The organism is Pseudoalteromonas sp. SG43-8 (assembly GCF_014164245.1).
Taxonomy (GTDB): Bacteria; Pseudomonadota; Gammaproteobacteria; order Enterobacterales; family Alteromonadaceae; genus Pseudoalteromonas; species Pseudoalteromonas distincta.
In genome coordinates, this window is sequence record NZ_JACJEX010000004.1 from 344,437 (window position 1) to 357,253 (window position 12,817).

The window sequence follows — 12,817 nt, forward strand, 5'->3', positions numbered from 1 at the left end:
AACTACCTCTTTAAAAAACAACAAAAGGCTTCGCAGTGCGAAGCCTTACAAAAAACAATTAACTATTAGCAGGTTATACTAATAGCAGTCAGTTAGTTTGGTATTTTTACCATACTAACTTCACCATCACGGGTGTATAAAATTAGCTTATCGTCGGCAACAACTGGCTCAACAAAAAAGCCTGAGCTGTCAAAGTCTTCTCGAGATACTAGCTCGCCAGTTTCTTTATTTAGCCAATGTAGGTTACCTTCTTGGTCACCTAAAGCTAAGTGGCTACCTGCAACTGCAGGGCCCGTTAGGTACCAACCACGTAGAGCGGGTTGGCTCCAACGTTCAATACCTGAATTTTTATCTAATGCGTAAATAACACCATCGCTATCTACTAAATAAATTGTTTGTGCATCCATCGCAATTTCGCGGTAGCTGCTGTACTCACGTTTCCACACTACGTTGCCAGAGCGAATATCTACAGCAGCTAAGTTGCCGTTGTAAGCTATAGCGTAAGCGTATGGACCGCTAATAAGCGGTTGAGTGTCTACATCAACTAGGCGTTCAAATTCTGATGCGCCTTTAGCAACCGCAATTTCTGCGCTCCATGCTGAGTAACCACTGTCTGAAATTAAAACGCTTAGCTTGCCTGTTTCAAGGCCTACTAATACACCACCGTTAGCAACAGTTGGCGAGCTTTGTCCGCGTAATGTTAGTGGTGGAACTTCTTGTTCAAAACTCCAACGCTCTTCGCCCGTATCTGGGTGAAGGGCTAACAATTTACCAGAGCCTAAATTTACAAATATTAAGCCATCGCCTGCTGTCGGTTTAGACAGTGATTCGCCTGGTACATTTTTACGCCAAACTTCTTCACCGGTTTCGCGATCAAGAGCAATAATAAAGCCGTGTTCAGAACCTATATAAATTTTACCATAGGCTTGCAAAATACCACCTGATAATTTTGCATTACCATTGTCAGCCCATGGCCAAAACGATAAATCTTGGCGTACATCGGTTTCCCACTTGGTATCGCCGTTAGTAAGCGAAAGCGCTTCTACTTGGCCTTCGCGGCTAGCAACATATACAGTATCTTTGTAAACAGCTGGTGTTAAACGAGAAAAGTAATGCTCTACGCCATCACCTACAGATTCTTGCCAAACAACGTCAGTTTCAAATTGGTTTACAATTTCAGGAAGTACTAGTTCATCTTCATCATCACTTGATGAACAACCCATCAGTGTTGCCATACATAGGGCAAGGGCTGCTGTTGTAAATTTTTTCATGCCTAAAACCTTATGCCGCTGGGCTAGTTACTGCTAGGTCATCTAACTTAATTTGTAATAGTGGGTTACTTGTTAATCCACCCGCATCTATTGCTGCTTGGTATGCAGTACGTGCTTGATCTTTGTTACCTTGCTGTGTGTAAATGTCGCCTTTAAGCTCGGCAACGTTTGCATTGAATGCTTCAGGTAATGGTGCATTTAATGTAGTTAATGCATCGTCATAGTTAGTTTGTGCAATTTGAATTCGCGCTAAACGTGTAATCGCAATTGCTTTTAATTCTGTATTTTCAGTATTAGACACTATCCAGCTTAACTTTTCGCTTGCTACGTCTAATTTTTTTGCCTCTACAGCGTCTTTTGCAGCAACAAATGCAGCAAGTGTTGCGTAGTTTGTATCTTTATTTTCGCTAATAAACGCATCAGCTGAAGATAATACATCATCACTTTCAACAAGCGCTGTATATGAATCTGATGCTTTTTCAGCGGTAGTAATTTGATTTTGGTTATATGCTTTCCAGCCATATAAGCCACCAAGGCCAACAAGTATGCCTAGTGCAAGTGAAATGCCGTTTTCACGGAAAAAGCGTTTAATGGCTTCTGCTTGTTGTTCTTCTGTTGAATAAATATCCATTCTTACCTCTAATGTTCGCTTAGCCGTTAATAAGCTCAGCTAATAGCGCTTTAGCTTGTTCTAATTCTAATGTGACTTGTTCTTTACGCTCGCGCAAATACTTGATGGTCACAACGCCTTTTTCTAATTCATCTTCACCAATAATCACTGCAACAAGTGCATCGCTTTTATCAGCACGTTTTAATTGTTTTTTAAAGTTGCCGCCGCCCGCATGCACCATAACGCGTAAACCCGGTACGTCTTTACGTAGTTGCGCTGCAATTGCAGGAGCTTGAATGCTTGCTTTGTCGCCCATTGCTGCTAAATATACATCAGCATTACGACGAATGTCACCTACACACTCAAGCGCTTGTAGTAATAACACTAAGCGCTCTAGACCCATTGCAAAACCAACAGCTGGCGTTGCTTTGCCGCCAAGCTGTTCAACTAAGCCGTCGTAACGACCGCCAGCACATACTGTGCCTTGTGCGCCTAAGCTGTCGGTTACCCATTCAAATACGGTACGGTTGTAGTAGTCTAAACCACGTACTAACTTTTCATTAACCGTATATGAGACGCCAGCAGCGTCTAAACGTTCACATAAATTTTCAAAATGTTCTTTTGATTCAGCGTCTAAGTTTTCAGATAGTTTAGGCGCATCAGTTAAAATTGCTTGTACGTCTGGGTTTTTGCTATCAAGTACGCGTAATGGGTTTGAATACATACGACGTTTTGAATCTTCATCAAGCACATTAATGTGTTGCTCAAGGTAGGCTACTAACGCATCACGGTAATCTGCACGCGCTTCGTTAGATCCTAAAGAATTTAGCTCTAAACGAACGTGGTCAGCAATACCAAAGGCTTCCCATAGTTGCGCTGTTAATAAAATAACTTCTGCGTCTATGTCGGCTGTGGCAATACCAAATGTTTCTAACCCAAATTGGTGAAACTGACGGTAACGACCTTTTTGCGGACGCTCGTGACGAAACATTGGACCCATGTACCAAAGGCGTTGTTCTTGGTTATATAGTAAGCCATTTTGGTTGCCAGCACGTACGCATACTGCGGTGCCTTCTGGGCGAAGTGTTAATAAGTCGCCATTGCGATCGGCAAAGGTGTACATTTCTTTTTCTACTATATCGGTAACTTCACCAATAGAGCGTTTAAATAAGTCGGTTGATTCTACAATAGGAAAACGAATTTCTTGATAACCGAACGATGCTACTGTCTCGCGTAAAATGCTTTCTACTTTCTGCCAAACTTGTGTATCGCCCGGCAGACAATCGTTCATACCGCGAACTGCCTGAATTTGTTTTGCCACTGATAAATCCTAAATGCTGTTTATGTGTAATAAAAAATGCTTACACAACAAGAATGCTAAAAATTGACCCGCTATTATAGCGTTCTGGTCATAAAGGTAAACGCCAAACAGCGTGGTTTGGCGCTTTATACGGTATTTATTCGACTATTTTAATATCGATAGGTGTTTGCTGCTCTTTTTGAGCAATAAAGTCGCGCACGTAGCCTTCGAGCTGGTCAACAATGTTGTTGTTGTCAATACGCGCTTTTTGGCGCTCACCATTAATGTATAAACCTGAGCGACGGTTTGCACCGGCAAGGCCTATATCACTAACGAGTGCTTCACCTGGGCCGTTTACAACACAGCCAATTACCGAAACCGATACAGGCTCAATAATATCTTCAAGGCGCTCTTCTAGCTGGTTCATGGTGCTTACTACATCAAATTCTTGACGAGAACAGCTAGGGCAGGCAATAAAGTTAATACCGCGCGAACGTATGCGCAGCGATTTTAAAATATCAAAACCTACTTTAATTTCTTGAACAGGGTCAGCTGCAAGCGACACTCGCAGTGTATCGCCAATACCTTCGGCAAGTAGCATACCTAAACCTACGGCTGATTTAACCGAGCCAGATCGCATGCCGCCCGCTTCGGTAATACCTAAATGCAGTGGTTGGTCTATTTCTTTAGCGAGTAAGCGATAGGCGCCTACCGCTAAAAATACGTCTGATGCTTTTACCGATATTTTAAATTGGTCAAAATCAAGGCGGCGTAATATATCTACATGGCGCATTGCTGATTCTAATAAGGCTTCAGGTGTAGGCTCGCCGTATTTTTCTTGTAAGTCGCGCTCAAGTGAGCCGCCATTTACACCAATACGAATAGGAATGTTATGCTCGCGAGCCGAATCGACCACAGCTCTTATACGCTCTTCGCTACCTATATTACCTGGGTTTATGCGCAGACAATCTACGCCGTACTTTGCCACTTTTAAGGCTATACGGTAATCAAAGTGAATATCGGCTACTAGCGGAATAGTCACTTGTTCTTTAATACTTTTAAACGCTTCAGCTGCGTCCATAGTCGGTACTGATACACGCACTATGTCGGCACCTGCATCTTGTATTGCCTGAATTTGTGCAACGGTTGCATCAACATCCATGGTGTCGGTGTTGGTCATTGATTGCACCGCAATAGGGGCGCCGTCACCAATAGGGACGTTACCTACATTGATACGGGTGGATTTTCTGCGTTTAATTGGGGATTCTGAAAACATAGCGACTACTCTGCTAGTGGTAATGTAAATTTGGCTAAACGGTTTTTAGGAAATGCAGAAACATCTACAGGTTCGCCGTTTAAAGTAATGTCTACAGCGTCATGCTTACCAAGCACAACTGAAAAAGGAGGCGTTCCGCTTACGGTCATAATGTAGCCTGCTTTTTTAACGCCGAATGCTATTTTTTCGCCTTCGCCATCGTAAATTTCAACCCAACTTTCGCCGTTAAAGTTCATAACAATTGTACTGCTAGCATCTTCTTGGCTTTCGTTGTTAGATGTAATAGGAGCCGTTTCTGTAACAGCTTCTGAGCTTGTTGATGTTTCAAGCGTATCTTTTGATTCTAATAGTGATTCGTCGTTAATTTCGGCTTGTTGCTGTTGCTGTAAAATACTGGGTTGAGCTGCTTGTCGTTCACTCATTATTGAGTTGGCAACGTTTATTTTACTGGTTTGCTCTTCAATGGGGGTGGCGTTTTGCCAAAACCATAAAGCAGATGAGCCAATAACAATCGCTAAAATCAAATAACTAAAAAACATTAAACGGCTGTCGCTTGCTTCTTTTTCTGTTCGGCGCGAAAAGCTTTGCATATTAGCGGGCTTGGTCGGCTCTGGTGGAGCCGGCATCATTGCTAATATAGGTGCGCTATCGACTTTTAATTCACGGCAATAATTTTTTATATAGCCTTTAACAAAAGTGATAGGGCCTAGTAACGTAAATTCATCATTTTCAAGGCGTTTAATTTGAAGTTCAGACAGCTTTAACGGTGCAGCGATAGTTGCGATGCTAACGTTTGCTTGCTCTCTATGATTTTTTAGTATTTGGCCTACAGTTGGCTGTTCGCTCTGTGTTTGCGTATTTTCTTCATTCATAATGTGTATGAGTCTGGATCCACTAGTAAAAGTCTGTGCCCTGGTTTTAATGCTATATCAGGACTTAATTTATTCCATCGCATTAATTCATCAATTAATACATGCCGCTGGGTAGCTATATCGTAAAGGGAATCACCAGCTTTAATTTCGTAATAAATATTAGGATCGTTTAGGTATATTTTACTTCCATTCATTACCCGATCCGACTCTTTTAAACCATTCCATTGCAGGAGTTTTTGTAGTTTAACATTGTATCGCACCGAAATGCTAAATAGGTTTTCGCCAACAGCAATTACATGAAATGGCACGCGTAAAGGCGATACTTTAGGATTAAGCATTGGAAGCTCAGTTTTTTGCACTGCTTCGTAGCTTTTAAATTCAATATCAGCATTATTTTGATAGTTGCTGTTTTCAAAAACGGTTGTATTTTTAGTCGCTTCGTAGAATACCACGTCACTACTGTTTTTTTGATTCGTAACTGCAGGTGCAGAATTACTGTAGTTACTAGTTTGCTGCGAATTAAACTGGCCTGTTTTAGGTGCGCCAAACGAGATTATTGTTACCTCGTCATCGGCTTTAGCCGGTTGTTTTGTCGCTATAACTTCTTTTTGAGGTTCTAAAACGGGTTGCGCTTTTTCAGGCGCTGCTACTATAGAATCTGCAGAGTCGTGCTCAGTAGTAAGTGCAAGCATAACAGCCGATGTATCGGTAGGATTACTTGGCGCGACGACTTTAGGAGCTTCTTCTTTTTGGGTCGTTACTTGTTTTGCTATTACGGTTGCTTCGTCGGCTTGCGTAATGAGCGTATTTGGCAATGCTTGAGCTTGCTTTTCTCTTGCTATAACTGGATTTACATCTTGGTTATTTGCTGTTGCGAGCTTTTTATCTGTTTTTTGCTCGTTGTTTGTTACCAAGCTTGTTGACCCGTCCTCTGGCGAACGTTTCTTTCTAATAACTTTTATTTTTGGTTTTGAACTAACGTGCGCGCCGCTTGCGTCATTTTTTAGTTCTTTTAACTGCGCTTTACGGTATTTTTCTCGCAGTATTTCAAACTCATTAAAACGTGTTCTTTTCTCTTTTAACGCATAGGCTTCGTTGCTGGTAGAGTAAGTTTGCAAAATAGTGTTGGAAATTTTTTCAGCTTCTTCAATTCTGCCCATTCGGTTTTTTACAAGATAGTTAAGCATTAATGCGCGAGAAGATACTCGACCCGTACTTTCATAGCGTTTTAAAAGTTCACTGGCTTTGTACAAGTCACTTTTAGCGTAATACAGTGCGGCTAAGCTAATTAATGTAGATGTACGCTGAGAGCTGTGATTAAGTGCCTGTTGAAAGTAGCTTTCTGCATTTTCAAAATCATCAAATTCAATAGCACACAAGGCTAAATTTTCGTAGCTTTCGGCAACACGAATATAACTTGGTACTTCAATAGCTTTTAAAAATTGATCAGTTGCACGATCGTATTCATCAATACCACATAAAAACACACCGTAGTTATTGAGGGTGTTAGGATCGTCTGGCTTGATTTCAAGTGCTTTTTGGTAGGCTTTATCAGCTAGCGGATTTTCGCCCACTTGTTGGTAGTAATAAGCAAGAGAGTAATGTACTTCAGGTAAGTCAGGAGCAAATGCTGCTGCACGTTCTAAATTGTATTTGGCTTGAGAATTATTACCCGTTTTTAAATACTGTAGGGCTAAAGCAATTCGTGTTCGTGCTGCGCCAGTATTATTAACTTTATTTTCGACGACGGGTTTATTACTGCCGTTATAACTACTTTCGCTCACACAGCCACTTAGGGCAAGTGTTGATAGTGTTATAGCAAGTATAGATCGCATTACCTTATCTCTTTATTTTTAGTCCATGTCGCCTATCTTACCTAAAAGCTTTACTCTTGCATCATTTATTTAAAAATAAACAACTTAACAGCCTTATATGGCTTATTCATATAAGGCTGTTACAGATTATGCTTGGTGGATATTAACGGCAATCGCGTTATCGTCACGGATTTTCTTTTTAGCTAAGCGTTTAGTACGGTCAACTACGTCACCGACTAACTGACCGCAAGCTGCGTCAATATCATCGCCGCGAGTACGGCGCACAATACAGGTTACACCTGCAGCTTGTAGTACTTTTGAAAAGCGGTCGATACGGCTATTACTTGAGCGTGTGTACTCGTTACCCGGGAACGGGTTAAACGGAATAAGGTTTACCTTAGACGGTGTGCCTTTTAACGTTTGTACTAATGCATGCGCTTGGTCAGTGCTGTCGTTAATGCCATTAAGCATAACGTATTCAACAGTTACGTCTTTATTAGCTTTTGAACCGTCGATATAACGACGACATGCCGCTAAAAACTCTTCAATAGGGTACTTTTTATTAACAGGCACTAAAATATCACGCAGTGCGTTATCGGGTGCGTGAAGAGATATAGCCAGTGCTACGTCAATTTTTTCTTTTAGTAAATCAAGAGCTGGTACAACGCCTGAAGTACTTAATGTTACGCGGCGCTTAGATAAACCAAAGCCCCAATCGTCCATCATTAGTTCCATTGCTGGCACTACGTTTTTAAGATTAAGTAAAGGCTCGCCCATACCCATCATTACAACATTAGTCACTGGGCGCTTTTCGCTATGACCATCAAGGCCTATATCTTTAGCTACACGCCAAACTTGGCCAATAATTTCAGATACTTTTAAGTTACGGTTAAAGCCTTGTTGAGCAGTAGAACAAAAAGTACATTCAAGTGCACAACCCACTTGTGATGATACACATAACGTAGCGCGCTCTTTTTCAGGGATCCAAACGGCTTCTACTTCTTGGCCGCCTTCAAGAATAAGCGCGTACTTAATAGTGCCGTCGCTTGCTTGTTGGCGAACTGTTATTTCTGGCGCTACAATTTCGCACTCAGCTTTAAGCTTTTCTTTAAGCTTTTTATTTACGTTAGTCATTTCGTCGAAGTTATCTACGCCAAAATGATAAATCCATTTCATCACCTGGTCACTACGAAACGGCTTTTCACCGAACGATGCAAATAGCTCGCGCATTGCATCTCGGTTTAAATCTAATAAGTTAATCTTTTTTTGCTCGGTCATGAAACAACCTCAATCGGTGACGGTGGAGATAAAAATTTACGAGGACGAATTGTACACAATTCACTCACTTTAATCATTAAGTAAAATATCAAAAAATGCACTTATGGATACTTTGCGTAATGACTAAAAAAGGGCCCGAAAGCCCTTTTCATTTTGTTAACGAATTCGAATTAACGAGTACGTGAACAAAGCTCTTCGTCAGCGAAGAAGTACGCGATTTCGCGAGCAGCAGATTCAACAGCATCAGAACCGTGAACAGCGTTTTCGTCGATGCTATCAGCGTAGTCTGCACGTAAAGTGCCAGCTAGTGCTTCAGCAGGGTTAGTAGCACCCATGATTTCACGGTTTTTAAGAACAGCGTTTTCGCCTTCAAGAACTGTAACCATTACTGGACCAGATGTCATGAAAGATACTAAAGCGCCAAAGAAAGGACGTTCGCTATGTTCTGCGTAGAAACCTTCAGCTTTCTCTTGTGAAAGGTGAACCATTTTAGCTGCAACGATTTTAAGGCCAGCAGTTTCGAAACGGTTGTAGATAGCGCCAATGTGGTTTTTAGCAACTGCATCAGGTTTTACGATTGAGAAAGTACGCTCTAAAGCCATCTTTATGCTCCAATAATTTTAAGTAAAAGTGTGAATATTAACGGGCGCGAATTATACGCGTTTTAAGTGAAAAATCCTAATTTTATTAAAAACCAGTTTGATTGCTGTTTTATGATCTCGATCAAATTTAAATTATTAGCCATATTTATACTGCTGCGCTTGTGTTTATGTATTTTTCAATAACACCAATTTCACTGGATTAATGCTTAATTTTTCAATCAAATTGGTAAAACTCATGCAACTGGTTTAAACCCAGTTCGATGTATGGAGCGCACATGTTACCCGTTATTTCTTCAATGCCTTTTATTCCTGAATTATTATGCCCCGCAGGCAGTTTAAAAAACATGCGCTACGCGTTTGCTTATGGCGCAGATGCGGTTTATGCGGGGCAGCCTCGTTATAGTTTGCGTGTGCGTAATAATGAGTTTGACCTAGAGACCCTGCAAATAGGCATTAGTGAGGCGCATGCGCAAAATAAAAAGTTTTATGTGGTGTCTAATATTGCGCCGCATAACGCTAAAGTTAAATCGTATTTACGTGATATAGAGCCAGTTATTGCGATGCAGCCCGATGCGCTGATTATGTCGGACCCTGGTTTAATTATGCTTGTTCGTGAAAAATGGCCAGCCATGCCTATTCACTTATCGGTACAGGCGAATGCGGTAAATTACGCGAGTGTACAATTTTGGGCAAAGCAGGGGATCGAACGGGTTATTTTATCAAGAGAGTTGTCGCTCGAAGAAATAGCCGAAATACGCACACTCTGCCCAGACACCGAACTTGAAGTATTTGTACATGGCGCACTGTGTATGGCGTATTCGGGGCGTTGCTTGCTCTCTGGTTACATAAATAAGCGCGATCCAAATCAAGGCACGTGTACTAATGCATGTCGCTGGGATTACGATGTAAAACCTGGTGTTGAGAACGAAACTGGCGAAATGGTGCATAAAATTGACCCCAAACAGGTGATACCTACTCTGGGGGAAGGCGCGCCAAGCAACGATGTATTTATGCTAGAAGAACAAGGTCGCCCTGGTGAGTATATGCCTGCGTTCGAGGATGAACACGGCACGTATATTATGAATTCCAAAGATTTACGCGCTGTGCAATACGTAGAGCAGTTAACAAAAATGGGTGTACATAGTTTAAAAATAGAAGGGCGTACTAAGTCATTTTATTATGTGGCGCGCACTGCACAAGTTTATCGTAAAGCAATAGATGATGCCGCTGTGGGTAAACCATTTGATACTAGCTTATTTAAAACATTGGAAAACTTGGCGCATCGTGGTTATACCGAAGGCTTTTTAAAACGCCATGCCCACCAAGATTATCAAAACTATGAATACGGTCACTCTGTATCAACTAAGCAGCAATTTGTGGGTGAAGTACTTGGGCGCTGCGAAAATGGATTAGTTGAAATAGACGTTAAAAATAAATTTTGTACTGGTCAATCTTTAGAGCTTATGACACCACAAGGCAACATTACTTTTACGCTTGAATATATGGAAAACAAAAGAGGCAAAAGTATTAGCGATGCTAAAGGTTCTGGTCACATTGTAAAAATCCCGCTAGATAACGGCATTAACTTAGATCACGCTATTTTAATGCGTAATCTAGACGCGCACCAAGATACCCGTAATCCGTTCAAAAAGGTCAGTTAGGATCCACTCTAATAACTGCTCAAAGCTATTTTATTAAATAGAGTGACGCTGAGCAGTTATATCTTCATCTGCTTTTTTTTAGATACCATTTATGGAATTTATCTTATCATTAATGCTTATTTATAAAATTTTAAAAGCGAATATAATGGATATTCGTACTTAACACGTGTTGTTAAATCGCTCCTCACTGTTACCCCATTACTTTTTAAAGGAATCATTTTTGTATGTGGATAATTTTTGCATTACTCGCAACCGTTTTTTTTGGTGCTCGAGGAGTGTTTTATCAATGGACGTCGCAGAAAAAGATTAACCGTAACTTATTATTATTCGGTGTATTTTTTGTAGGGTTTGTTATTAGTGCGCTAGGTACTGTGGTATTTGAGCACACATGGCATGGCTGGGCAGACATTACGGTTGGGCTAGCGTTAGGTTTTGGCTCTTTTGCTGCTAATGGTTTGTTGCATAAGGGGTTTTCGGTTGGTAAAGCGTCTTTAATTAGTATTTTATCGGGATTAACGCCTTTGTTTGTCCTTTTATTTGCTTTTTTATTGTGGCAGGAGACCTTAACAACAATTCAATTAATTGGCTTTTTCATTATTTTTGGTGGCCTTTATATCATTCGTTATTCAAGCGATATTTCGTTGAACAACCTACAAGGTGCGCAATGGGGATTACTCGCTGCACTTGCCTTTGCATTTAATGATTTAATGGGTAAGCAATCAACACTTCTTGAGGCCGATACGTTTGCAACGCTAACGTCTATGTTTGGTTTTGGTAGTTTTCTTTTTGCTGTTAGTTGGTTAGTAAAGCGTAAAAAAATGCTAGCAGAGCAAGGCACTTCTCAAGGGTATTGGTCTGCGAGTAAAACTTTTTCGTGCGGATTACTGATTGGATTAACAAACGTGGCAGGTATGGTGGCAATAATATCGGCTTTTGCAATTGGTAATACAGGGCTCGTTTCGGCAATTTCAGGGATGAACATTTTAATTATTTTATTGTACTCACGCATCATCCTAAAAGAGTCTTTTACACGCCAAGAAGTGATAGGATTAGCAACAGCATTTTTAGGTGTAATTGTACTTAGGCTTAGTTTTTAAACGTTTAAAGCTTTCTTTTTAAAAGCATACATTGCTACTTTTCGTTGAAGTGTTGCAATGTATGCTCTATTAATAGTCGTACCCGATAAGGTACTTGTTTTCTGTCGCGATAAAGCATAGAAAATGGCTGCCCTTCACTTTGCCAGTCAGGAAGAATACGTTTAAGCTCCCCGGCTTCAATAAGAGGCAATGCTATATAATCAGGAATGTAGCTAATACCCACACCAGACTCAACGGCTTGTTTCATCATTTGAATTTCATCAACTTCTAACCGGACATGCGTGTTTGGATTAAAACTGTATTCTTCGCTCGTTTGCGGATTTTTTAACTGCCACGGAACTAACCCAAGGCAAGTAACTTTTGGGTGATCTTTTAATTGCCCAGGATGAGTGATGGATTGATAATCATAATTTGGGTGAGCACACAGCAGGTTATGAGTAAGCTTAAGTTCTCTAATAACCCAATTATCGATGGCTGGGTTTCTTACTCTAAACGCGATATCAATCCCTTCTTTTTCAATATCAATAAGATTATTTGAAAAGCGTAAATCTAATTGAATATCGGGATATTGCAGTAAAAATTCACAAAAAATAGCACTTAAAAAGTGTTTACCCATGTAAATGGGTGCAGAGATCCTAATTTTCCCTTTAGGTTGGTCTTTCTCATCACAAAGTGCTTGCTCAATACACTCTACTTCTTCAAATAACTTGCGGTAGCGGTCGTAATATAATTCGCCAGTATGCGTAAGTGTTACCCGATGAGCATCTCGATTTAGTAACGTTAATTGAAGGGCTTGCTCTAATAAACGTATTCTACGGCTTAAAGTTGATAGTGACATACCAAGGTTTATGGATGCTTTTTTAAAGCTACCTAGTTTTACTATGGTGCAAAAGTAACGTAAATCATCAAGAGAATAACTAGCTGCCATTAGAACTACTTTATTATTTAGGAGGTAGACAATATTAACAGCGGCACTTTAAAATTTCACTAGAGATTAAGGGGTAAGAACTGAAGTTAGGCAATAAAATTTTATATA

11 protein-coding genes are annotated in these 12,817 nt (G+C 40.5%); 2 read left to right on the forward strand and 9 right to left on the reverse strand.

What is annotated here, in order from left to right; translation table 11 throughout:
* Nucleotides 1-92: 92 nt before the first annotated feature.
* The 8 genes from bamB to ndk form a co-directional block, all read right to left on the reverse strand.
* Nucleotides 93-1,271, reverse strand: coding sequence for an outer membrane protein assembly factor BamB (bamB, locus tag H5122_RS10975; protein WP_002961301.1), 1,179 nt, complete (start codon nucleotides 1,269-1,271; stop codon nucleotides 93-95).
* 10 nt (nucleotides 1,272-1,281) lie between these two features.
* Nucleotides 1,282-1,902 carry a tetratricopeptide repeat protein gene (locus H5122_RS10980; RefSeq protein WP_002961300.1) on the reverse strand — a complete coding sequence of 207 codons (621 nt, stop codon included), beginning with the start codon at nucleotides 1,900-1,902 and terminating at the stop codon, nucleotides 1,282-1,284.
* Nucleotides 1,903-1,921: 19 nt separating this feature from the next.
* Nucleotides 1,922-3,202, reverse strand: coding sequence for a histidine--tRNA ligase (gene hisS, locus H5122_RS10985; RefSeq protein WP_182681833.1), 1,281 nt, complete (start codon nucleotides 3,200-3,202; stop codon nucleotides 1,922-1,924).
* Between the two features lie 136 nt (nucleotides 3,203-3,338).
* The gene (gene ispG, locus H5122_RS10990; RefSeq protein ID WP_002961295.1) at nucleotides 3,339-4,457 is read right to left on the reverse strand and encodes a flavodoxin-dependent (E)-4-hydroxy-3-methylbut-2-enyl-diphosphate synthase; all 1,119 of its coding nucleotides are present in this window, start codon (nucleotides 4,455-4,457) and stop codon (nucleotides 3,339-3,341) included.
* 5 nt (nucleotides 4,458-4,462) lie between these two features.
* Complete coding sequence (locus tag H5122_RS10995; protein ID WP_182681832.1) at nucleotides 4,463-5,329, reverse strand: RodZ domain-containing protein; 867 nt, start codon at nucleotides 5,327-5,329, stop codon at nucleotides 4,463-4,465.
* A complete protein-coding gene (pilW, locus tag H5122_RS11000) occupies nucleotides 5,326-7,164 on the reverse strand; it encodes a type IV pilus biogenesis/stability protein PilW (protein WP_182681831.1) in 1,839 nt (612 codons plus the stop codon). The genes H5122_RS10995 and pilW overlap by 4 nt, the downstream gene beginning before the upstream one ends.
* Nucleotides 7,165-7,290: 126 nt before the next feature.
* Nucleotides 7,291-8,421, reverse strand: a complete 1,131-nt coding sequence (locus H5122_RS11005; protein WP_002961289.1) for a bifunctional tRNA (adenosine(37)-C2)-methyltransferase TrmG/ribosomal RNA large subunit methyltransferase RlmN — start codon at nucleotides 8,419-8,421, stop codon at nucleotides 7,291-7,293.
* Nucleotides 8,422-8,591: 170 nt separating this feature from the next.
* Nucleotides 8,592-9,023, reverse strand: a complete 432-nt coding sequence (gene ndk, locus H5122_RS11010; RefSeq protein WP_002961288.1) for a nucleoside-diphosphate kinase — start codon at nucleotides 9,021-9,023, stop codon at nucleotides 8,592-8,594.
* A 275-nt stretch (nucleotides 9,024-9,298) separates the two neighbouring features.
* Between ndk and yegQ the strand changes: the two genes are divergently transcribed.
* Nucleotides 9,299-10,684 carry a tRNA 5-hydroxyuridine modification protein YegQ gene (gene yegQ / locus H5122_RS11015; protein WP_182674721.1) on the forward strand — a complete coding sequence of 462 codons (1,386 nt, stop codon included), beginning with the start codon at nucleotides 9,299-9,301 and terminating at the stop codon, nucleotides 10,682-10,684.
* A gap of 224 nt (nucleotides 10,685-10,908) precedes the next feature.
* Entirely contained in the window at nucleotides 10,909-11,781 is an 873-nt protein-coding gene (locus H5122_RS11020; protein WP_182674719.1) for a DMT family transporter, read from the forward strand.
* A gap of 34 nt (nucleotides 11,782-11,815) precedes the next feature.
* Here the strand turns inward: H5122_RS11020 and H5122_RS11025 are convergent, their stop codons facing one another.
* Entirely contained in the window at nucleotides 11,816-12,709 is an 894-nt protein-coding gene (locus H5122_RS11025; protein WP_182674717.1) for a LysR family transcriptional regulator, read from the reverse strand.
* Between the last annotated feature and the right edge of the window lie 108 nt (nucleotides 12,710-12,817).